Source organism: Sphingomonas sp. GW821-FHT02B09 (assembly GCF_059421875.1).
Window position 1 is genome coordinate 1,316,301 of record NZ_JBWKVV010000002.1, and the last position, 20,541, is coordinate 1,336,841.

The following is a 20,541-nucleotide window of genomic DNA, read 5'->3' on the forward strand; positions in this document are numbered from 1 at the left end:
CGACAGGCTCAGCACGAACGGGGATAAGGTCAACGATAGGTGCCGAGCGTCACGCGGAGCAGCGTGGGCTTGGTGAGATTAAGGCCATAATCGGTCTGGTCGCCGTTCCAGACGCGCAGCGTCGTCCAGGTGCCGGCGGCGTCGAAACTGCCTTCCTCGACGCTGAGATATTGCGTGTTCTCGCCCTTCGTCTCGGTGGCGCGGTCGATCTTGATCCGCACATCGGAGCCGGCGAGCAGGAAGCGGTCCGGCCCGAGCTGCGCCACCGCGACGCCGCCGACCGGCTGGTCGCGGGTCGGATTGGGGTCGGACTTCAACCATTGCGAGTCGCGATCACCGAACTGCCACTGGCCGTATTGCGCGGTGATCTTCCACCGCCCCAGCACGCCGCTCTCGTCCGAGGCATCGGCGGGCTTGGCGCTGCCCCAGGTCGGATGCTCCAGCGCGACCTTCGCCCAGCCGCGCGCGTTGGGGGCCATCAGCGCGAATTTGTCGCCAAAAGCCGCGATCGTCTCGGCGTCGATCACCTTGCTGCCGAGCGGGTAGTTGACATAGCCGGTGTCGTCGAAGCCGAACGGCGAGAAACCGATGCCGCCATGGCCGAGCACCGGCCACAGATAGCGAGCATAGGCGATCGCATTGCCCGTCTCCGGGATCATCAGCGCATTGTCGGGCCGCCCGTAGAGCTTGAGGAAGGCGGCATAGGTCTTGGGGTCGGCATTGTAGAGATCGGGCGCGACGACATCGAGATGCGGCGCGGCGGCCTTCCACACGTCGATGATCGTCCAGTTCGGCCCGCCGCTCGCGCCGCCGTCCTCGCCCGGCGTGGCGAAGGGGCTGCCGACCGCGGCATTGGCGTACATCGGCAGGTCGAGCACCGCGCGGCCCGCCGCGGCGATCTCGTCGACGTAGCGCGCGACGTACCAGCCGTTGAACGCCGCCTCGGCGACCTTGCCGTAGACGGTCGTCCAGTCGCCGCGCTTGCCGGTCTTCCTGGCGAGCGCCGCCGGGATCGGCTGGCGGAACAGCGCCTGTGCGGCGGGCGAGAGATCGCGGTTCTGGCCGTAGACGCCGGTCTCGTTCTCGACCTGCACCATGATGACGCGATGGTCGGGATCGTTGGCCTTGAGGTGCTGCATCAATGCGACGAAGGCGCGCTTGTCCGCCTCCAGCGTGGTGCGTGCGTGCGGGGTGAAGGTGGGGTGCGTCGAGCCGTCCGCCTTGCGCATCCGCGGGAAGCGCTTGGGATCGCTCTTCACCCAGGCGGGGGTGTAGCTCGGCCCGGTGTTTTTCCAGGTGCCGAACCACAATAGCACCAGCCGCGTGTCATGCGTCCGCGCGCCGGCGAGCAGGGCGTCGACATAGCTGAAGTCGAACTGCCCCTCGACCGGCTCGACCTGTTCCCAGGCGACCGGGATCTCGAGCGTGTTGGCGTGGATACGCTCCACCATCGGCCAGACCTTGGGCAGCATGCCGGCGTAATTGCTGCTGTTGTTCGCCTGGATGCCGAGCATCAGGAACGGCGCGCCGTCGACCATCAGCGCATGACGCCCGTCGCGTTCGACCATTTTCGGAAGCGGAGCGGCGGTCTGCGCCTGCGCCGCGAACGTTCCGAACCCCAAAGCGGCCGCTGCCAAAGGCGCGGTGAACCACCGCCTGTTCCTGCCCGTCATCGTCATCCTCCCAGATCACATCGGCCCACACGGGTGCCGCTTTGCTGATGGTGGCGCTACCAAGCGGTGAGGCGAATGTCGATAAGTAAGACATAATAGATGGTTAGCGCGATGCGTCGGGGCGCAGGGAAGGGATTGATAAGGGACGTTTATCCGCGCGAGCCCTGGTTCGTCCCATGCGCCGGCCTGCGAGGTTCGAACCGCTTCCAAATGACATCCGTCACCCCGGACTCGTTCCGGGGTCCACCCGGCCGCAAGCGAGCGACTCATTTTCAAACCCCTCTCCTCGCCGCGAGGTGGACCCGGAACGAGTCCGGGGTGACGGGGTGGGCGGGGCGTATGAGCGCCACGGCGATTTGCCTTCGCCGACTGGGTGGCTCTCGCGCCGCTGCTCCGGCGGCCCCTGCGCTGTTATACTCCCGCTATGCTCTTCTCGATCCCCTGTGATTCGCCGGTCGGTACGTTGACGCTGGTGGCGAGCGACGTCGGTCTCGTTGCGGTGTTGTGGCCGGACGACGATCCCTCGCGCGTTCGCCTCGGTCCGCTCGTCGCTGGCGGCGATCACCCGATCCTTGTCGAGACCGCCCGCCAGCTGCGCGGCTATTTCGCTGGCGAGCGCACGGCCTTCGACCTGCCGCTGGACTGGCGGGGCACCGCTTTCCAGAAACAGGTATGGGCGGCGCTGCTGACCATCCCTTATGGCGAGACGCGCAGTTATGGCGCCTTGGCGCGGGCGATCGGGCGGCCGGCGGCGTCGCGTGCGGTCGGCGCGGCGAACGGTCGCAACCCGTTGTCGATCGTCGCGCCCTGCCATCGCGTGGTCGGCAGCGCCGGCCATCTCACCGGCTTCGCCGGCGGTCTGCCGGCCAAGGCACTGTTGCTCGCGCTGGAGCGGCGCGCCGGCGAATTGCCGTTGTGATCGGCCTGTGCAACTTTCTGCACACATCGCTGCTCCCGCCGTGCCCCGCCGCGTGAGCGGGCGAGGGGGTGTGCAAATAAGTCATTGAAAACAAACGATTCTTAACTTCCGCTCGTGGCATTGCCTGTCCGCTGCGGATCGCGGCATTGTCTGGCGACGCACCACGGCCAGAAGAGCCGATCTGCGCCGTCATAGAGGATGAGAGGCACCCATGAGCATCACCGTCGCCGCGACGCCGTCCGGAGGACCCGTCTTACCCCCGGCCGCCAAGCCCTGGTATGCGCAACTGTATTTGCAGGTGCTCGTCGCGATCGTCGCCGGTGTCCTGCTCGGCCATTTCGCACCCCAGGCCGGCGAGGCGATGAAGCCGATCGGCGATGCCTTCATCAAATTGGTCAAGATGGTGATCGCGCCGGTGATCTTCCTCACCATCGTCACTGGTATCGCGGGTATGCGCGATCTCGGCGCGGTCGGCCGCGTCGCCGGCAAGGCGTTCGTCTATTTCCTGTTCTTCTCGACGCTCGCGCTGATCGTCGGCCTGATCGTCGCCAACGTGGTGCGGCCGGGCGCGGGGCTCAACATCGATCCCGCCAGCCTCGACACCAGCAAGGTCGCCGAATTCGCCGAGAAGGCACATGAATCGACGATCACCGGCTTCCTGACCGGCATCATCCCCGACACGTTCCTGTCGTCGCTGACGCAGGGCAACATCCTGCAGGTGCTGTTCGTCTCGATCCTGTTCGGCATCGCGCTGGCGCTGATCGGCGATCGCGGCACCAAGGTGCTGAGCGTGCTCGAGGACGTCTCGCTCGCCTTCTTCAAGGTGGTCAGCATCGTCATGAAGGCGGCGCCGATCGGCGCGTTCGGCGCGATGGCCTTCACCATCGGCAAATATGGCGTCGGCACGCTCGCCAATCTCGCGATGCTGGTCGGCACCTTCTATTTCACCTCGCTGCTGTTCGTCCTCGTCGTGCTCGGCACGGTGAGCTGGCTGTGCGGTTTCTCGATCCTGCGGCTGATCTCCTATCTCAAGGCGGAGCTGCTGCTGGTGCTCGGCACCTCGTCGTCGGAAAGCGCGCTGCCCGCGCTGATCGAGAAGATGGAGCGCGCCGGCTGCCCCAAGTCGATCGTCGGCCTCGTCGTGCCGACCGGCTATTCGTTCAACCTCGACGGCACCAACATCTACATGACGCTGGCGGCGTTGTTCATCGCGCAGGCGTGCAACGTCGACCTGACGCTCGGCCAGCAATTGCTGCTGCTCGGCGTGGCGATGCTGTCGTCGAAGGGCGCGGCGGGGGTCACCGGTGCGGGCTTCATCACGCTCGCCGCGACGCTGTCGATCGTACCGAGCGTGCCCGTCGCCGGCATGGCGCTGATCCTCGGCGTCGACCGCTTCATGAGCGAATGCCGCAGCCTGACCAACTTCATCGGCAATGCGGTGGCGACCGTGGTCGTATCGCGCTGGGAAGGACGGCTCGATACCGCGCAGCTTCACGCCGCGCTGCATGGCGAGGCCCTGCGCGTCGACCAGCTGCCCGCCGAGGCGGTGCCCGCCGAATAACGCGTCGCGTCCTCCCCCGTCGGTCGCCGCGCGCCCTCATCCTTCTCCCGATTGGGGAAGGACAGAGCCGGAGGCGGCGACGGGTGAGGGCGACGATCGCCCATAAGGATATCCCCATGTTGCTCCGTGCTCGCGCCCTCGCCGGCGCCACTGCTCTGCTCACCCTCGTCACCACCGCCGCCACTGCGCAGACCAGCGTCGCGCCGAGCGAATCCGGCCAGACCCGCGATCCCGCGACGCCGACGGTGACCAGCTATCCCGCCGCCGCCGCGGGTGACGGCGCGACCACCAACGGCTTCAATCTGTCGCGCTGGGCGGAGGATTGGCGCAGCTATCGCGATCCCGCCAAGCGCGACGACTTCCTCGATCGGCTCAAGTTCCTGCCGCTCGATGGCGATGGCGACGTCTATCTGACGCTGTCGGGCGAGGTGCGGTTGCGGGTCAACCATACCACCAACCCCAATCTGCGCGATTCGCGTGCGCAGCGGCAGGACATCAACCGCATCGTCGGCGGCGCCGATTTGCACGTCGGTCCGCATTTCCGCGCCTTCGCGGAGATCGCGCATGGCGGCATCTCCGGCGTCGAGCTCGGCGCGCCGGCGGCGACGCTGCGCAACGACCTCGTGCTGCAACAGGCGTTCGTCGAGGGTAACGCCGAGGTCGACGGCATCGCGATCGGTGCGCGCTACGGCCGGCAGGAATTCACCGACGGTCCCAATCTGCTGACCTCGCAGCGCGACAACAATACCATCCGCTACACGCTCAACGGCATCCGCGCCTGGGCACGCGGCAGCCGGGTGCGCGCCGATCTCTTCGACTTCAAGCCGACGCAATATGGCGACCTCGGCACCGACGACGACATCAGCGATCCGGCACGGCGTTTCTCGGGCGTGACGCTGGGCTATGCCGTGCCGAACGGCTGGTTCGGCGGCTCGAAGATCTTCGTCGATCCGTTCTTCTGGCGGCGACGCAATACGGTGGGCGCCTGGGGCGGCCGCATCGGCCCGGCGACGCGCTATTATGTCGGCACGCATATCTATGGCGACGCCGGCCCGGTGACGGTCGACTGGACGATCAACCATCAATACGGCCATTACATCAACCAGGACATCGACGCCTGGCAGCTGTTCTTTGCGCAGACCTATCGACTCGGCAAATCCAAGACCGCGCCGCGCGTCGGTATCCATATGGACTATGCGAGCGGCGGCGGCGGGTATGGCGACGGCAAGCTGCGCGATGCCTATGCGCCGTTCGGCAACAACATCTATTACAGCTACGGCCTGTTCCTGACCCCGTCGAACCTGATCGCGGTGGCACCCAATTTCACCTTCTCGCCCGTGAAGACGGTGCGCGTCACCGCCGAATATCAGCTCGCGTGGCGCGACAGCGTCACCGACGCGGTCTATCGCGCCAACGGCCAGCCATTCGCCGGCACGCAGCGCGTCGGCGATGCCAAGATCGGCGACGTGATGCGGCTGCAGGCGGTCTGGTCGATCAGCCCGCGCCTGTCGTTCACCGGCCGCTACGAGCATCTCGCCGCCGGCCCGTCGCTGTCCAAGGCGGGGTTCAAGAGCTCCGACTTCATGGCCGGCTGGCTCAGCTTCCGCTTCTGAGGAGGCCCGGAAGCTTCCGCGCTGCTCGTTGCCGATGCGGTCCATTGCTGTGCCGTCCCGCCCGCGACGGACTGTTCCACGCCGTACAGGCACGCGGTTTCGTCGATCCGGTATGGACGCCGCGACCCGCGCGGGTCAAAGGCGGGGGATGAGCGATGACCTGCTGATCCAGACAGAGGGTGCCGTCGGCCGGCTGCGCCTCAACCGTCCCAAGGCGCTGCATGCGCTCAACCGCGCCATGTGCGACGGCATGCTCGCCGCGCTGGAGGCGTGGCGGAGCGACGCGGGCGTCGCCGCGGTGCTGCTCGACCATGCCGAGGGGCGCGGCTTCTGTGCCGGGGGCGACATCCGCATGCTGAGCGAGAGCGGCGCGACCGACGGCGCCGCGGCGCGCGGTTTCTTCCTCAGCGAATACCGGCTCAACCAACGGCTGTTCACTTATGCCAAGCCGACGGTGTCGGTGATGGATGGGGTGACGATGGGCGGCGGTGTCGGCATCGCCTTGCCCTGCCGCTACCGCATCGCCACCGAGAATACGCGATTTGCGATGCCGGAGACGGGGATCGGCCTGTTCCCCGATGTCGGCGGCGGCTGGTATCTGGCGCGGCTGCCGGGACGGATCGGTCAGTTCCTCGCGCTTACCGGCCATCGCCTCGACGGCGCCGAGGCGCATGCGCTGGGGCTCGCGACGCATTATCTGCCTGGCGCCGCGGTGGAAGCCGCCAAGGCGGCGATCGTCGCCGATCCGCGTGAGATCGACGGCGCGCTCGATCGGCTCGCCGTGACGCCGCCGGCCGCGAAGCTGCTGTCGCACCGCGACGAGATCGACCGGCTGTTCGCCTCCGATACGCTGGAGGACGTGCTGGCGACGCTCGAAGCCGACGACGGCGTCTTCGCCGCCGAACAGCTCGCCATCCTGCGCACCAAGTCGCCGCAGGCGATGAAGGTGTCGCTGCGGCTGCTCTACGACGGCGGGCTGATGCAGAGCTTCGCCGACGAGATGGTGCAGGAATATGCCGTCGCCTGCCGCGTCGTGCAGCGCCACGACTTCCTCGAAGGGGTGCGCGCGGTGATCGTCGACAAGGACCATGCGCCGCGCTGGCAGCCGGCGACCGCCGAGGACGTCACCGACCACGTCATCGACCAGATCTTCGCGCCGATGCCCGAGGGCGAGGCGTGGACGCCCGCATAAGGAGAGCCGCCGTGTCCGATTATCAGACCATCCTCGTCGAGCGGCGCGATCGCGTCACGCTCATCACGCTCAACCGGCCCGAGGCGCTCAACGCGCTCAACGCGCAGGTGCTCGCCGACCTGCTCGCCGCGCTGGCGGCGTTCGATGCCGATCCCGATCAGGGCTGCGCGGTGCTGACCGGCAGCGCCAAGGCGTTCGCGGCGGGGGCGGACATCAAGGAAATGCAGGCGATGGACTTCGCCGCCATGTACGGCCGCAATCATTTCGCCGGCTACGAGACGCTGACCGCGACGCGCAAGCCGATCATCGCCGCGGTGGCGGGCTATGCGCTCGGCGGCGGTTGCGAGCTGGCGATGATGTGCGATTTCATCCTCGCCGCCGATACCGCCAAGTTCGGCCAGCCCGAGGTCAAGCTGGCGGTCAGCCCCGGTATGGGCGGCTCGCAGCGGCTCGCCCGCGCGGTCGGCAAGGCCAAGGCGATGGAGATGTGCCTCACCGGCCGGATGATGGATGCCGCCGAGGCGGAGCGCGCCGGATTGGTGAGCCGGGTGATCCCCGCCGCGGAGCTGGTCGAGGAAGCGATGAAGACTGCCGCGACGATCGCCGGCATGGCGCCGCTCGCGGTGCTGGCGAACAAGGAGATGGTCGACGCCGCGTTCGAGACGACGCTGGCGCAGGGCGTCCAGTTCGAGCGGCGGCTGTTCCACGGGCTGTTCGGTACCGCGGACCAGAAGGAAGGCATGGCGGCGTTCGTCGAGAAGCGGCCGGGGGCGTGGACGGGGCGGTAAGGCTACACACCCCTCCCCTGAAGGGGAGGGGCTTACCGTCCCAGGAACCGTTCCACCGCGGCAAGCGCCTGCGCCTGCACCGCTCCCGGTGCGTCGCTTGCGTCGATCACCGCATGCCGCTCCGGCGCTGCCGCCGCCTGCGTCAGGAACGCCTCGCGGATGCGCTGGTGGAAGGCGAGGTCGAGGCTCTCGAACCGCCCTTCGTCGATCCCCCCGTCGGACAGACGTTTGCGGCTGCGCGCCAGCCCCACCGCCGGATCGACGTCGAGCACCAAAGTCAGGTCGGGCCACAGATCGTCGACCATCGCGGCGTGGAGTTCGAGGATCAGCGCTTCCGACATGCCGCGCCCGGCGCCCTGATAGGCGAGCGTCGACCCGGCGTAGCGATCGGACACGACGACCCGCCCCGCCGCCACCGCCGGCAACACGACGCGCGCGACATGCTGCACCCGTGCCGCGGTCATCAGCAGCAGCTCCGCGCGCGGCTCCCAGGCGGCGTCCTCGCCCGCCAGCAGCAGCCCGCGCAACGCCTCGCCCTGCGGCGTGCCGCCCGGCTCGCGGGTGCCGACCACGTCGTGGCCGCGCGCCTGCAGACCGGCGACGAGTCGGCGGACGACGCCGCTCTTGCCCGAGCCGTCGACGCCTTCGACGGCGATGAACGCCCCCGCCATCAGTCGCGCCGCCAGATCTGCGACTTGCAGATGAACCCGCCGATCAGGCAGCCGCGCACGTTGAGCGTGTCGCCGTCCACCATCGTGACGCTCGATCCGAACGCCCGGCCCATATCGGGGACATAGATCTGTCCCGACCAGCGCCGCTTGCCGTCCGCCTTATAGTCGCGCAGCAAGGCGGTGCCGATCAGCGGCGGATATCCCTTTTCCGCGACGTCGCTCTTCGACTTGTCGCTGGCGCGGATCACCCAGCCACACACTTTGTCGCCGCAGCGCCCGGTTCGCACCGCGACGCTGTTCTTGGGATTGTGCCAGGTGCCGAGGATCGCCGCCGACGGCGGGACCGCCGGCGCAGCGGCGGCGAGGAGCAGGGACAGGATCACGGACGGGAGATGGTCGGCCGCGCTCAGCCGCGCAACTGCTGATGGTGGCGGATCACCTCGTCGATGATGAAGCGCAGGAATTTCTCGCTGAACTCGGGATCGAGCTCCGCCTCCTCGGCGAGCCGGCGCAGCCGCGCGATCTGGCGTTCCTCGCGGCCGGGATCGGCGGCGGGCAGGCCCGAGGTCGCCTTGTGACGCCCGACCGCCTGCGTCACCTTGAACCGTTCGGCGAGCAGATGGACCAGCGCCGCATCGATGTTGTCGATGCTCTTGCGATATCCCTGCAGCACGTCGTCGCTCATGCCTCGCCTTTCCTTGGTCGCTGTCCGCCTCCCATGGGGTGTGTTGCACCCGCGAGCAAGACTTGCGTTCGCGAAGGCGAGAGGCCACAGCGCAGGGCGAGATGACCGCAACCATCCATCGCCTCGACAACCGCGAACCGTCGCTGGAGCCGCTGCTCCAGCTCGTCGCGGGGGACATGAACGCCGTCAACACGGTGATCCTCGACCGTATGCAGTCGCAAATCCCGCTGATCCCGGAACTTGCCGGGCATCTCATCGCCGGCGGCGGCAAGCGGATGCGGCCGATGCTGACGCTCAGCAGCGCGCGGCTGATCGGCTATACCGGCACGCGGCACCACCGCCTCGCCGCCTCGGTCGAATTCATCCATACCGCGACGCTGCTCCACGACGACGTCGTCGACGGGTCGGACCTGCGCCGCGGCAAGCGCACCGCCAACATCATCTGGGGCAATCCGGCGAGCGTGCTGGTCGGCGACTTCCTGTTCAGCCGCAGTTTCGAGCTGATGGTCGAGGACGGCAGCCTCAAGGTGCTGAAGATCCTGTCGAACGCCTCGGCGGTGATCGCGGAGGGCGAGGTCAACCAGCTCACCGCCGCGCGCCGCGTCGACCTCGGCGAGGACCGCTATCTCGACATCATCAACGCCAAGACCGCGGCGCTGTTCGCCGCCGCCTGCCGCATTTCCGCGGTGGTCGCCGAACGGCCCGAGGGCGAGGAACTGGCGCTCGACGCTTATGGCCGCAACCTCGGCATCGCCTTCCAGCTCGTCGACGACGCGATCGATTACGTGTCGGACGCAGGGACGATGGGCAAGGATGCCGGCGACGATTTCCGCGAGGGCAAGATGACGCTGCCGGTGATCCTCGCCTACGCCCGCGGCGACGCGGAGGATCGCAAGTTCTGGAAGGACGCGATCGAGGGGCGGCGCCAGTCCGACGCGGATTTCGCCCACGCCATCGATCTGGTGCGCAAGACGCGTTCGGTCGACGACACGCTCGCCCGCGCCCGCCACTACGGCCAGCGCGCGATCGATGCGATCGGCGGCTTCGCCAACGGCAAGGCCAAGGACGCGATGATCGAGGCGGTCGAGTTCGCGGTCGCGCGAGCCTATTGAGGGCTAGGGCGCGCGCCTCAACACGCGACGCAATCCCCGCCCATTTCGACCTGCAAGGTCGCATGGCCGATCGCGAACCGCTCGTGCAACATGCCGCGCGCCGCGACGAGGAAACCGTCGCCGGGATGACCGGTCGGGATCACCAGATGCGCGGTCAGCACCGGCTCGGTGGTCGACATCGCCCAGATGTGCAGGTCGTGGACCTTGGTCACGCCGGGCAGCGCCTCCAGCGCGCCGGTGACCGCATCGTAATCGATCGCCCGCGGCACCGCGGCGAGGCTCATCTCGACCGTCTCGCGCAGCAGGCCCCAGGTCTGCCAGAAGATCAGCGCGGCGATGACGAGGCTGACCAGCGGATCGATCCACCCCAGGCCGGTTGCCCAGATCGCGACGCCGGCCAGCACCACGCCCGCCGACACCATCGCGTCGCTGAGCATGTGGAGATAGGCGCCGCGGATATTGATGTCGCCCTTACGCCCGCGCGCGAACAGCCAGGCGGTGAAGGCGTTGATCGCGATGCCGATGCCGGCGACGATCGAGACGGTAAGGCCGGCGACGACGGGCGGATCGCCCAGCCGCTGCACCGCCTCGGTGACGATCGCGCCGAGCGCGACGAGCAGGAACAGCGCGTTGGCGAGCGCGGCGAGGATCGTCGATCCCTTCAGCCCATAGGTGAAGCGCTTGGTCGGCGCGGTCCGCGCCAGCGCCGCGCCGCCCCAGGCGACGGCGAGGCCGAGCACGTCGGACAGATTATGGCCGGCGTCGGCGAGCAGCGCAACCGAGCCGGTCCACAGCCCGGCCCCCCCTTCGGCGAGGACATAGGCGATGTTGAGCGCGATCCCGATCGCAAAGGCGCGGTCGAACGACGCGGGGGCGTGGGAATGGCCGTGGCCCTGGCCGTGACCATGGCTATGACCGTGGTCGTGGCCGCCGTGATCGTGTCCGTGGTGATGATGTCCGCCCAATGGTCCCGTCCGGCTGCCGTCGTGATGCCATGCCTATCACCCGCGGGGCGGGAGATACTAGGACGCGGGCGATGACCTTTTCGTCATCTGGCGGGGAGGGCGGATTGACCCCGACCCGGATCGTCATCCCGGTGCAAGCCGGGACTTCTGCAAACGTCTGCATCGCCGGTAAAGCATCACAGTGCTCCCGCGCAGGCGGGAGCCCAGGGTCAGGCAAAACAACGTCTTATGGCGCTTAAAACTCCTGGGCTCCTGCTTTCGCAGGAGCACTGGGTCGGTTGTCCAAAGGTTTTATGAGGGCCGAGATGACGGTCGTTCGGCGTCAGGACTTGCCGAACATCCCGCCGAGGCCGCCGAGCAGGCCGCCGAGGCCGCCCTGTTCGCCGTTCGCGCCGCCGAGCAGCGCGCCGAGATTGCCGAGCGCGCCTTCGCCGCCGAGATGGCCGAGGATCTGCTGGAGCACGTCGGGCGAGAGGCCGGTCGAATCGGCGGCGCCTGCGACGGTGTCGCCGGGCTGGGTGTGCGCCTCGCCGAGTGCGCTGATCGCCGCGGTCAGCTGTTCGGGCGACAGGCCGATGCGTTCGGCGAGATTGGTGATCGCGGGATTGCCGGCCACCTGGCCGAGGATGCCGTCCAACAGACCCATGTGCATGTCCTTCGTTGAGTCCGGCGAGGATAGCAGATCGCGTGTATCGCGTCGCGCGGCGATCCATGGCATGGCGCCGCGACCGTGACCGACCTGCCGATCCTCGCCGTCCTGCCCGATATGCTCGCCGTGTTGCGCGCGCGGCCCAATGCGGTGCTCGTCGCGCCGCCGGGGGCGGGCAAGACCACCGCGGTTGCGCCCGCGCTGCTGCGCGAGGATTGGTGCAGCGGCGAGATCCTGCTGCTCTCGCCGCGGCGGCTCGCGGCGCGGGCGGCGGCGGAGCGGATGGCGGCGCTGGCCGGCGAAGCGGTCGGCGGCACCTTCGGCTATGCGACGCGGATGGACAGCCGGCGCTCCGCCGCGACGCGGGTGACAGTGGTCACCGAAGGCATCTTCGTCGCGCGTATCCAGAGCGATCCCGAACTCGCCGGCATCTCGGCGGTGCTGTTCGACGAGGTCCATGAACGCAGCCTCGACGGCGATTTCGGCCTCGCGCTCGCGCTCGATGCGCAAGGGGCGCTGCGGCCCGACCTGCGCATCGTCGCGATGTCGGCGACGCTGGACGGCGCACGGTTCGCCAGCCTGCTTGGCGAGGCACCGGTGATCGAGAGCGAGGGGCGCAGCTATCCGCTCGCACTGCGCCACTTGGGCCGTGCGGGCGATGGCCGGATCGAGGATGCGATGGCGAGCGCGATCCGCCGCGCGCTCGGCGAGGCGGAGGGCGGCGTGCTCGCCTTCCTGCCCGGCGTCGCCGAGATCGAGCGCACCGCCGAACGGCTCGCCGGCCTGCCCGACGATATCGTCATCCACGAACTGCACGGCAGCCTCGATCCCGCCGCGCAGCGTGCCGCGATCAAGCCCGAGCCCGATGGCCGGCGCAAGCTGGTGCTCGCCACCTCGATCGCCGAGACCAGTTTGACGCTCGACGGCATCCGCATCGTCGTCGATTCGGGACTGGCGCGACGGCCGCGCTATGATCGTGCCGCGGGGATGACGCGGCTGGTGACCGAGCGGGCGAGCCAGGCGGCGGTGATCCAGCGCGCCGGCCGTGCGGCGCGACTCGGGCCGGGCGTGGCCTATCGCTTGTGGGAGGAGGCGGCGACCGGGGGCCTGCCGCGGTTCGATCCGCCGGAGATCCTCGAGGCCGATCTGTCCGGCCTCGTCCTCGCCGCGGCGCTATGGGGCGTCCACGATCCGCGCGACCTCGCCTTTCTCGATCCGCCGCCCGCCGCGGCGGTGGCGGAGGCACGCGAGCGGCTGACCGCTTTGGAGGCGATCGACGGCGACGGCCGGCCGACCGCGCACGGGCGGCGGATCGCGGCGATGCCGATGCCGCCGCGGCTCGCCCATATGCTGCTGCGCGCCGGCGAGATGGGGCAGGGGCGGATCGCCGCCGAGGTGGCGGTGCTGCTGTCCGAGCGCGGGCTCGGCGGCACCGATCCCGATCTCGATGCGCGGTTGCGGCGCTGGCGCGGCGAGCGCGGCACCAAGGCGGTGGCGGCGCGCAAGCTCGCCGAACGCTGGGCGAAACTGGGCGGCGACGGCGGCAGCGCCGAGGGCGTCGAGGTGGCGATCGCGCTCGCCTTCCCCGACCGGATCGCGCGCGCGCGCGACGCCAGCGGCGAATATTGGGCGTCGGTCGGCGGGCGCGGCTTCCGGCTCGATCCGGCGACCGCGCTGGCGCGCAGCGAATGGCTGGCGGTGGCGGAGACGCAGGGGGCGGCGTCGGGCGCGCGCATCCTCGCCGCGGCGCCGATCACGCTGGCGACGATCGAACGGCTGTTCGCCGACCGGATCGAGACGCGCCGGACGGTGGATTTCGATCCGGCGACCGGCGGCGTGACGACGCTGCGCGAGCGGCGGCTCGGCGCGCTGCGGCTGTCGTCGGGACCCGATTCGCAGGCCGATCCCGCGGCGGTGGCGGCGGCGCTGCTCGAAGGCGTGCGGACGCATGGCCTTGCGCTGCTGCCGTGGCGCGAGGGCGGCGAGGCGCTGAAGGCGCGCGCGCGCTATGCCGGGATCGGGCTCGACGCGATGCTGGTCGAGCGGCTCGACGAATGGCTGCCGCCGCTGCTCGCGGGCAAGCGGCGGCTCGACGCGATCCCCGGCGGTGCGCTGACCGATGCGGTCCGCAACCTGATCGGCTGGGACGCGATGCGGCAGGTCGACCGGCTCGCGCCCGCCGATTTCACGAGCCCCGCCGGCAGCACGCACGCCATCGATTATGCGGCGGAGGGCGGCCCCAAAGTCGAGCTGCGCGTGCAGGCCTTGTTCGGGCTGGCCGAGCATCCGCGCATCGGATCGGAGCGGGTGGCGCTGGTGCTCAGCCTGACCTCGCCCGCGGGCCGGCCGATCCAGACGACGCGCGACCTGCCGGGCTTCTGGGCGGGAAGCTGGAGCGCGGTGGCGAAGGAGATGCGCGGCCGCTATCCCAAACATCCCTGGCCCGACGATCCCGCCGCCGCGGCCGCGACGCTGCGCACCAAAAAGGCGGATGCGCGCGCCGCCGGGACGCGCTAAGGAGCCGCCATGCCTACCGCCCGTATCTTCCAGCGCCCCAAGAACGCGATGCAGTCCGGCAAAGCCCGGACCCAGACGTGGAGCCTCGAATTCGAGCCCGCCGAGCCGAAACAGCCCGATCCGCTCACCGGCTGGGCCGGCAGCGGCGACACGCGCGAGCAGGTGAAGCTCAGCTTCCCGACGCAGGAGGCGGCGATCGCCTATTGCGAGGCGCAGGGCTTCGATTACGAGCTGATCCCGGCACCCGAGCGCAAGCTGAAGCTGCAGGCCTACGCCGACAATTTCCGGTAAGATTGGTGGCTGTCGTCCTGAGGTAACTGCCACCTGATTCCCCCGTCACCCCGGACTCGTTCCGGGGTCCACCGGGCCGCAAGCGCGCGGATGGAGCCTCCAGCCATTCACCTAGCCGCGAAGTGGACCCCGGAACGAGTCCGGGGTGACGGGCGTGGGGGCGCGCGTCGCGAACCTACCCGCTGCGCAGCTACCGGCCCATTGCTTCCTCGAGCAACCCGCTGCCCAGCAGCAACAGCATCTTGGCGTCGATCGCCACCCCCTCGCGCCGTTTGGTCGCGACGAAGCCCGCGACCGCCTCCGGCGCGACGCGGTGGACGGTGATATTCTCCTGCGCATCGCCGCCGCCGTCGCCGGTCCGCGTCAGCCCGGTGGCGAGCACCAAGGTGAAGCTTTCCGAGGTCATGCCCGGCGACGAATAATATTCGCCGCGTTCCTCGACGAAGGCGGCGTGATAGCCGGTCTCTTCCTCCAGTTCGCGCCGAGCCGCCTCGGCGACGCTCTCACCGGCGCTCTCGTCGCCGACCAGCCCGGCGGGCAGTTCGAGACAGGTGCGGCCCAACGGCACGCGATGCTGCTCGACCAGCAACAGCTGCCCCTCGCCGTCGATTGCGACGATCACCGCCGCGGCGATCGCGCCGATCCGCTCGGCATATTCCCAGGTGCCGCTCTTGCGGACGGAAAGGTATTTACCCTTCCAGACGGTTTCGGTGGTCATAGTTCGATCAATCGGTCCGGCAGTTCGTTGATGTCGTCCGCCCGCGGCGGGAATTGTTCGGCGAGGACGAGGCCGATCTGGCGCACCGCCTCGGCCATGCCGTCACCCGGGCGGCCGTCACGCGTCGCCGCGATCAGCGCCGCCATCGCTGCGCCCCAGACCTTGGGATCGACGCGATTGTGGATCGAGCTGTCCGCGATGATCTCGGCGCGATGTTCGTCGAGCGACAGATACAGGAGCACCCCCGTCGCCTCCAGCGTCCGCGCCTCGGCCGCGGTGCGGAACAGCATCAGCGCGCGCGCATGCACGCGCCGCGCGGCGGTGCTTCCCGGCGTCAGCGCCAGCCGCAGCGGCATATAGGCGAGCGCCAGCCGCACGACGAGGAAGGTCACCACGAGCAGCACCAGCGCGACGGTAAACAGCCCGCCCGGCGCCGGTGCGCCGTCCCACGGGTCGGCGACCAGTCCGTGCAGCCGCACCGCCGCATCGGGCCAAAGCGCCAGCAGCGCGAGCACGAACAGCATCGCCAGCACCGCCCAGTGCAGCGCGACGTCGTGATATTTGTCGGAGCGGCGCGCGACGATCGTGACGATCTCGCCGGCGGTGCTCCGTTCCGCCTCGGCCACCGCCGCGGCGACGCGGGCGCGATCGGTATCGGTCAGTTGCATGTCACCAATTCCCCGAAGCGCCGCCGCCACCGAAGTCGCCGCCACCGCCGCCGGTGAAGCCGCCGCCGCCCCAGCTGCCATCGCTGCCGCCATCGGAACCGCCGCCCCAACCACCGCCGCCACCACCGCCCTGCGAGCGGCCGATCTCATTGGCGATGCCCCACAGGACGATCGGCAGCGCGCTGCCGCCGCCGTCATCGTAACGCCGTCCCCAGGGACCGGCGCGCTTGCGACCACGGAACAGCGGGATCAGCACGAACAGCAGGATCACGCCCCAGATGATGAGGCCGAACGGTACGCCGCCGCCCTGCCGCGAGGTGGATCGCTTATGGGCCTGATCGAACTGCTTTGCGGCGGCATCGAGCCGCGATTGCGCCTCCTCGGGCGAGGCGCGCAATTGCTGCGACAGAGCATCGACGCCGGCGTTCATCGCACCGGGAATGTCCCCCGCCTTGAGCCGTGGAATCATGTCCTGATTGATGATGACGCTGGAAAGCGCGTCGGTCACGATCGGCTCCAGCCCACGGCCGACCTCGATACGTGCCCCCCGCCGACCGGCGGGCTCGTTCGGCGCGATGAACAGGATCGCGCCATTGTTGACGTCGCGCAGGCCGACGCCCCAGTTGCGGCCGAGCTTGTAGCCGTATTCCTCAAGCGGATAGCCTTGCAGGTCGGGGATCGTCGCGACGACGAGCTGGCGCTTCGTCTCCTTCTGCAGGGCCTCCAGCTTCGCGGTCAGCGCTGCCTCCTGATCGGGCGGCAGCACGTTCGCGGCATCGACGACGAGACCGGTGAATTTGGGAAAGGTCTGCGCCGACACCGGCGTGACCATCATCCACGCCAGCATCAGCAACAGCGCCGCCCGCCACGCGGCCAGCATCCGGGCGAGCATTGGGGTCACCCTCAGCTCGCATTCCCGAAGTTGACCGTCGGTGCATTCTCTGCGTTCGCCGCCGTCGCGGTAAAGGGGACGATCGGCTTGGCGCCGTAGAAGATCTTCGCGCCGACCGCGTCGGGGAAGGTGCGGATGCGCGTGTTATAGGCCTGCACCGCATTGTTGTAATCGGTCCGCGCGATGGTGATGCGATTCTCGGTGCCTTCGAGCTGGCTCATCAGCGTGGTGTAATTGCCCTGCGACTTGAGCTCGGGATAGGCCTCCTGCAGGCGTTGCAGCGACAGCGTCACGGCATTCTGCGCGCGCTCGAACTGCTGCACCTTGGCGGGATCGGTGAGCTGATCACCCGACAGCTTGATCTGGTTGGCGCCGGCGCGCGCCTGCGTCACCTGGACGAGAACGTCCTTCTCCTGCGCGCCCGCGGCCTTCACCGTCGCGACGAGATTGGGGATCAGGTCGGCGCGGCGCTGATACTGGTTCTGGACGTCGGCCCAGCGCGCCTTGGCGTTCTCCTCGGCGGTCGGCACGGAGTTGATGCCGCAGCCGGCCAGCGACACCGAAGCGGTGGCGACCAAAGCAAAAGCGGCAACGGGTCGAAGCGACGACATGAACATCTCCTGCAATATCTGTCCTATGCATATAGGACAGTGGACGGGCTTGGCGAAGGGGTAATCGCCGCCTAACCTCAGCCATCGGGCAGGTAACGAGGGAAGCGCGATCATGTTCAAGGAATTCAAGACGTTCATCGCACGGGGCAACGTGCTCGATCTCGCCGTGGCGGTGATCATCGGTGCCGCCTTCGGCAAGATCGTCACCTCGCTGACCGAGGACGTGATCATGCCGGTGATCGGCAAGATTTTCGGCGGGCTCGATTTCTCGGGCTATTTCCTGCGCATGGGGCCGGTGCCGGCGAATTATGCGGGGTCGCTGAGCGATTATGCGGCGCTCAAGAAGGCGGGGGTGCCGCTGCTCGGCTATGGCGCGTTCATCACCCAGGCGGCCAATTTCGTCATCGTCGCCTTCATCATCTTCATGATCGTGCGCGCGGTGAACCGGCTGATCCCCAAGCCGAAGGCCGAGGTCGCGGTACCGGTCGAACCGGCGGATGTGACGTTGCTGCGCGAGATCCGCGACGAACTGAAGGCACGGCCGCGGGTTTGAGTTTACCATCGTCATCCCGGCGAAAGCCGGGACCCATGGTGTCGGTGGGGCCGATGATGCGGGCCGACTCTGCCGGCGCCGTATCCATGGGTCCTGACGTTCGTCGGGATGACGAATGGGCGTTACGCCGCGACGAGATGCTCGGCGGTCGCCTCCGCGAGGCTGGTGCCGTCGAGGATCCGTGCGGTTTCGTCGCGGACGCGCATCATCGCGTGGCGGATCGCGCAGTCGGTCTCGCTGTAGCAGTCGGTGCACGAGCGATAGGCGGTGCGGCTGACGCAGGGGACCAGCGCCAGCGGCCCTTCGATCACCCGGATGACCTCGCCAAGCGAGATCAGCCGCGCCGGCCGCGACAGGACGTAGCCGCCCATCTTGCCGCGCGTGCTGGTCAGCAGGCCGGCATCGCGCAGATCCGCGAGGATCAGCTCGAGGAACTTGCGCGGCACGTTCGCCGCGACCGCGATCCGGCCCATCGGGATCGGTGGACTGGCGACGGGCGCCTGGGCGAGGAACAGCATCGCGCGCAGCGCGTAGCGGGAACGCTGGGTCAACATGATGCCGGCCCTATGACGCCATAATGTGTCGAACGAAAGGCGTGGATTGCAGCGGCTGCACGTTGCGCCTATATGACACTCGCCGGCTTCCAGCCGGCTATGGCGATAAACGGTGGCGTTGAATAGACGCAGCGGACCCGGGGGCAGTACCCGGCGGCTCCACCACCGCAGCTGAGCGATCAGCTTCGATGACGGGGCCGAACTAGGATCGACGTGTGTTGAAGGGCGCTGTCTTTCGCTCGGAATGGGACCACCGCAACGGCCCATTACACAAGTGCCAACGATAACGAAGCACTCGCGATTGCGGCGTAACTGAGGGCCTAACGGCCTAAGGTTATTCCAAGATTACGCGGTTGGACCCACCGGGCAACAGAAGGGATTCCAGCGGTACGGGGAGCACCGGGCAACAGAAGCTCCCCACCTCACATCATTGTAGAGCGCCTCAGAGCGGTGCCGCGCGCGCCTTGTAGGCTTGTCCGTAGGATATGCGCCGCAACAGTCGTTCCGCCGGACCCATTTCGTGATGGGCCAGCCACCAGCGGCACAGCAGCGCCGAGACCGCCCAGATCGCCGCGGCGATCAGCCACAGCTGCGGCAGCGTGAAGATGCCGACATAGCCCGCCGCATAGAAGATCAGCGCACCGAGGATCGATTGCAGGCAATAGACCGACAAGGTCATCCGCCCGAGCGCGCGCAGCGTCACCGCCTGGCCGAACCATCCGGCGCGGAAGGCGAGCACCGCCAGCCCGACGTGGCCGATCGTCACCAACAGCCGGGCTGGCTCGAACGCCGCCTCCATGACCACCCAGGCCCATCCCGGCGCCGCGGGCGAGCCCATGTCGAGCCCGGTCTTCGCGAGCAGCGCGACGTGCAGCCCGCGGAGCAGCAATCCGCCGGCATAGCCGCCGATCGCCATCCGCCAATAGGTCGCCGCGGGTGCCGCGCCGGTGAGGATGCCGAGCCGGAAAAGCGCCATGCCGATCAGCATGAAGCTGATGCTCTCGGCGATGTCGACCCAGCCGGTGATCGTCAGATTCTCGCGCATCCAATAGCCGCCGCTCCAGTGGAGCAGCGTGAGCGCGTGCGTCCGCTTGGCGATCCGCTCGGCGCGTTCTTCGGCGGTGGGGCGGATGCTGGTGCGATGATCGCGCTCGGCCTGGATCGCGAGGCGATCGTCGCTGCTCACCGGCAGGCCGCGGGCGAGGCGCAAGCCAGCGGCCTGTCCCTGTTCGAGCTGTGCGACCTGCTGATGCGTCCACACCGCGGCGTTGGCGGCGAGGCCGGCGGTAAGCAGCGCGGCGGCGAGCAGCAGCGTGCGCGGACGCGCGGCGCGGAAGGCGAGCAAGAACAGGCCGCTGATCCCGTAATTCCAAAGGATCTCGCCCGGCCACAGGAACAGCAGCCATTGCGCGACGCCGAAGCCCATCAACGCCAGCGATCGCCGCACCCAGACGTCGAGCGGCTGCGGCGACGAATCCGCCCCCTCGGCACGCCGCAGCATGATCACCATGCTCGCGCCGAACAGCATCGTGAACAGACCGCGCATCGCACCCTGTACGAACAGCGTCTGTAGCCCCCAGGCGATCCATTCGCCGGTCCAGCCGGCCGGGAAGCGGGTCAGCGGATAATCGGCGACATCCCCCATGCCATGGATGTTCATCAACAGGATGCCGCAGATCGCGATGCCACGCAGCACGTCCAGCGTGTGGATGCGCTGCGCCGGCTGACTGTCGGTCGTGCGATACGGGGCGGTCGGCTGGAAAGGCGCGTTCATGTTCGGATAACCTGCCATGGGTCGCACGGACGCGAGCATGTCCGGACCCCGCCCGCCAATGCGCCAAGTCGGTCCCGGACACCATCCGTTACAAGCGGTTAACGTCGTGTCATAGCGGGATGCGCCACGCAGACC

At 68.5% G+C, this 20,541-nt stretch carries 21 protein-coding genes and 1 other RNA gene; 10 read left to right on the forward strand and 12 right to left on the reverse strand.

All coding sequences use genetic code 11. The annotated features are described in order from the left end of the window. Positions 1–29: 29 nt before the first annotated feature. On the reverse strand, positions 30–1,673 hold the full coding sequence (locus AC07U4_RS14205; RefSeq protein WP_495195796.1) for a DUF5597 domain-containing protein: 1,644 nt from the start codon (positions 1,671–1,673) through the stop codon (positions 30–32). Positions 1,674–2,097: 424 nt separating this feature from the next. Between AC07U4_RS14205 and AC07U4_RS14210 the strand changes: the two genes are divergently transcribed. The 5 genes from AC07U4_RS14210 (at position 2,098) to AC07U4_RS14230 (ending at position 7,746) form a co-directional block, all read left to right on the forward strand. Next, on the forward strand, positions 2,098–2,592 hold the full coding sequence (locus AC07U4_RS14210; protein WP_137897881.1) for a methylated-DNA--[protein]-cysteine S-methyltransferase: 495 nt from the start codon (positions 2,098–2,100) through the stop codon (positions 2,590–2,592). A gap of 211 nt (positions 2,593–2,803) precedes the next feature. Further along, positions 2,804–4,153, forward strand: a complete 1,350-nt coding sequence (locus tag AC07U4_RS14215) for a dicarboxylate/amino acid:cation symporter (protein WP_038662429.1) — start codon at positions 2,804–2,806, stop codon at positions 4,151–4,153. A gap of 116 nt (positions 4,154–4,269) precedes the next feature. Then, positions 4,270–5,766 (forward strand): alginate export family protein, encoded by a 1,497-nt coding sequence (locus AC07U4_RS14220; protein ID WP_495195797.1) that lies wholly within the window; start codon positions 4,270–4,272, stop codon positions 5,764–5,766. A gap of 148 nt (positions 5,767–5,914) precedes the next feature. Beyond that, positions 5,915–6,958, forward strand: coding sequence for an enoyl-CoA hydratase/isomerase family protein (locus AC07U4_RS14225; RefSeq protein ID WP_495195798.1), 1,044 nt, complete (start codon positions 5,915–5,917; stop codon positions 6,956–6,958). An 11-nt stretch (positions 6,959–6,969) separates the two neighbouring features. After that, complete coding sequence (locus AC07U4_RS14230; protein WP_495195799.1) at positions 6,970–7,746, forward strand: enoyl-CoA hydratase; 777 nt, start codon at positions 6,970–6,972, stop codon at positions 7,744–7,746. A gap of 32 nt (positions 7,747–7,778) precedes the next feature. On the opposite strand, the gene tmk is transcribed toward AC07U4_RS14230, so the two are convergent. Genes tmk through AC07U4_RS14245 form a run of 3 tightly spaced genes read right to left on the reverse strand, consistent with a single transcriptional unit; the run spans position 7,779 to position 9,102 of the window. Continuing rightward, a complete protein-coding gene (gene tmk, locus AC07U4_RS14235; RefSeq protein WP_495195800.1) occupies positions 7,779–8,417 on the reverse strand; it encodes a dTMP kinase in 639 nt (212 codons plus the stop codon). Further along, on the reverse strand, positions 8,417–8,800 hold the full coding sequence (locus AC07U4_RS14240; protein WP_495195801.1) for a DUF2147 domain-containing protein: 384 nt from the start codon (positions 8,798–8,800) through the stop codon (positions 8,417–8,419). Before AC07U4_RS14240 ends, tmk begins: the two co-directional genes overlap by 1 nt. Positions 8,801–8,823: 23 nt before the next feature. Next, positions 8,824–9,102, reverse strand: coding sequence for a chorismate mutase (locus AC07U4_RS14245; RefSeq protein ID WP_038662415.1), 279 nt, complete (start codon positions 9,100–9,102; stop codon positions 8,824–8,826). Positions 9,103–9,203: 101 nt separating this feature from the next. Here AC07U4_RS14245 and AC07U4_RS14250 point away from each other — a divergent pair, with 101 nt between their 5' ends. Beyond that, a complete protein-coding gene (locus tag AC07U4_RS14250) occupies positions 9,204–10,214 on the forward strand; it encodes a polyprenyl synthetase family protein (protein ID WP_038662412.1) in 1,011 nt (336 codons plus the stop codon). Positions 10,215–10,231: 17 nt separating this feature from the next. Here AC07U4_RS14250 and AC07U4_RS14255 read toward each other — a convergent pair whose 3' ends face one another. After that, positions 10,232–11,179 (reverse strand): cation diffusion facilitator family transporter, encoded by a 948-nt coding sequence (locus AC07U4_RS14255; RefSeq protein ID WP_495195802.1) that lies wholly within the window; start codon positions 11,177–11,179, stop codon positions 10,232–10,234. A 322-nt stretch (positions 11,180–11,501) separates the two neighbouring features. Next, on the reverse strand, positions 11,502–11,825 hold the full coding sequence (locus AC07U4_RS14260; protein ID WP_038662407.1) for a hypothetical protein: 324 nt from the start codon (positions 11,823–11,825) through the stop codon (positions 11,502–11,504). An 84-nt stretch (positions 11,826–11,909) separates the two neighbouring features. Here AC07U4_RS14260 and hrpB point away from each other — a divergent pair, with 84 nt between their 5' ends. Further along, entirely contained in the window at positions 11,910–14,345 is a 2,436-nt protein-coding gene (hrpB, locus tag AC07U4_RS14265; RefSeq protein WP_495195803.1) for an ATP-dependent helicase HrpB, read from the forward strand. 9 nt (positions 14,346–14,354) lie between these two features. Further along, positions 14,355–14,636 carry an ETC complex I subunit gene (locus tag AC07U4_RS14270; RefSeq protein ID WP_038662402.1) on the forward strand — a complete coding sequence of 94 codons (282 nt, stop codon included), beginning with the start codon at positions 14,355–14,357 and terminating at the stop codon, positions 14,634–14,636. A gap of 190 nt (positions 14,637–14,826) precedes the next feature. Here AC07U4_RS14270 and AC07U4_RS14275 read toward each other — a convergent pair whose 3' ends face one another. Genes AC07U4_RS14275 through AC07U4_RS14290 form a run of 4 tightly spaced genes read right to left on the reverse strand, consistent with a single transcriptional unit; the run spans position 14,827 to position 17,531 of the window. Then, a complete protein-coding gene (locus AC07U4_RS14275) occupies positions 14,827–15,354 on the reverse strand; it encodes an NUDIX hydrolase (RefSeq protein WP_495179013.1) in 528 nt (175 codons plus the stop codon). Next, on the reverse strand, positions 15,351–16,022 hold the full coding sequence (locus AC07U4_RS14280; protein ID WP_495195804.1) for a TPM domain-containing protein: 672 nt from the start codon (positions 16,020–16,022) through the stop codon (positions 15,351–15,353). The genes AC07U4_RS14275 and AC07U4_RS14280 overlap by 4 nt, the downstream gene beginning before the upstream one ends. A gap of 1 nt (position 16,023) precedes the next feature. Continuing rightward, positions 16,024–16,914 (reverse strand): TPM domain-containing protein, encoded by an 891-nt coding sequence (locus tag AC07U4_RS14285; RefSeq protein WP_495195805.1) that lies wholly within the window; start codon positions 16,912–16,914, stop codon positions 16,024–16,026. 11 nt (positions 16,915–16,925) lie between these two features. Further along, on the reverse strand, positions 16,926–17,531 hold the full coding sequence (locus tag AC07U4_RS14290; RefSeq protein ID WP_495195874.1) for a LemA family protein: 606 nt from the start codon (positions 17,529–17,531) through the stop codon (positions 16,926–16,928). Between the two features lie 106 nt (positions 17,532–17,637). Here AC07U4_RS14290 and mscL point away from each other — a divergent pair, with 106 nt between their 5' ends. Then, complete coding sequence (mscL, locus tag AC07U4_RS14295; protein WP_137897894.1) at positions 17,638–18,078, forward strand: large conductance mechanosensitive channel protein MscL; 441 nt, start codon at positions 17,638–17,640, stop codon at positions 18,076–18,078. Positions 18,079–18,200: 122 nt separating this feature from the next. Here the strand turns inward: mscL and AC07U4_RS14300 are convergent, their stop codons facing one another. Next, positions 18,201–18,632 (reverse strand): RrF2 family transcriptional regulator, encoded by a 432-nt coding sequence (locus AC07U4_RS14300; RefSeq protein ID WP_038662387.1) that lies wholly within the window; start codon positions 18,630–18,632, stop codon positions 18,201–18,203. Between the two features lie 42 nt (positions 18,633–18,674). On the opposite strand from AC07U4_RS14300, the gene ssrA reads away from it, so the two are divergent. Continuing rightward, positions 18,675–19,016: a transfer-messenger RNA gene (gene ssrA / locus AC07U4_RS14305) on the forward strand. A gap of 58 nt (positions 19,017–19,074) precedes the next feature. Here ssrA and AC07U4_RS14310 read toward each other — a convergent pair. Beyond that, a complete protein-coding gene (locus AC07U4_RS14310; RefSeq protein WP_495195806.1) occupies positions 19,075–20,406 on the reverse strand; it encodes a DUF418 domain-containing protein in 1,332 nt (443 codons plus the stop codon). Positions 20,407–20,541 lie beyond the last annotated feature (135 nt).

Coding starts and splice junctions, on each gene's coding strand:
- AC07U4_RS14205 (WP_495195796.1), bottom strand. CDS start 1,673: ATGACGGGCAGGAACAGGCGGTGGTTCACCGCGCCTTTGGCAGCGGCC.
- AC07U4_RS14210 (WP_137897881.1), top strand. CDS start 2,098: ATGCTCTTCTCGATCCCCTGTGATTCGCCGGTCGGTACGTTGACGCTG.
- AC07U4_RS14215 (WP_038662429.1), top strand. CDS start 2,804: ATGAGCATCACCGTCGCCGCGACGCCGTCCGGAGGACCCGTCTTACCC.
- AC07U4_RS14220 (WP_495195797.1), top strand. CDS start 4,270: ATGTTGCTCCGTGCTCGCGCCCTCGCCGGCGCCACTGCTCTGCTCACC.
- AC07U4_RS14225 (WP_495195798.1), top strand. CDS start 5,915: ATGAGCGATGACCTGCTGATCCAGACAGAGGGTGCCGTCGGCCGGCTG.
- tmk (WP_495195800.1), bottom strand. CDS start 8,417: ATGGCGGGGGCGTTCATCGCCGTCGAAGGCGTCGACGGCTCGGGCAAG.
- AC07U4_RS14245 (WP_038662415.1), bottom strand. CDS start 9,102: ATGAGCGACGACGTGCTGCAGGGATATCGCAAGAGCATCGACAACATC.
- AC07U4_RS14250 (WP_038662412.1), top strand. CDS start 9,204: ATGACCGCAACCATCCATCGCCTCGACAACCGCGAACCGTCGCTGGAG.
- AC07U4_RS14260 (WP_038662407.1), bottom strand. CDS start 11,825: ATGGGTCTGTTGGACGGCATCCTCGGCCAGGTGGCCGGCAATCCCGCG.
- AC07U4_RS14270 (WP_038662402.1), top strand. CDS start 14,355: ATGCCTACCGCCCGTATCTTCCAGCGCCCCAAGAACGCGATGCAGTCC.
- AC07U4_RS14275 (WP_495179013.1), bottom strand. CDS start 15,354: ATGACCACCGAAACCGTCTGGAAGGGTAAATACCTTTCCGTCCGCAAG.
- AC07U4_RS14280 (WP_495195804.1), bottom strand. CDS start 16,022: ATGCAACTGACCGATACCGATCGCGCCCGCGTCGCCGCGGCGGTGGCC.
- AC07U4_RS14285 (WP_495195805.1), bottom strand. CDS start 16,914: ATGCTCGCCCGGATGCTGGCCGCGTGGCGGGCGGCGCTGTTGCTGATG.
- AC07U4_RS14290 (WP_495195874.1), bottom strand. CDS start 17,531: ATGTTCATGTCGTCGCTTCGACCCGTTGCCGCTTTTGCTTTGGTCGCC.
- mscL (WP_137897894.1), top strand. CDS start 17,638: ATGTTCAAGGAATTCAAGACGTTCATCGCACGGGGCAACGTGCTCGAT.
- AC07U4_RS14300 (WP_038662387.1), bottom strand. CDS start 18,632: ATGTTGACCCAGCGTTCCCGCTACGCGCTGCGCGCGATGCTGTTCCTC.
- AC07U4_RS14310 (WP_495195806.1), bottom strand. CDS start 20,406: ATGAACGCGCCTTTCCAGCCGACCGCCCCGTATCGCACGACCGACAGT.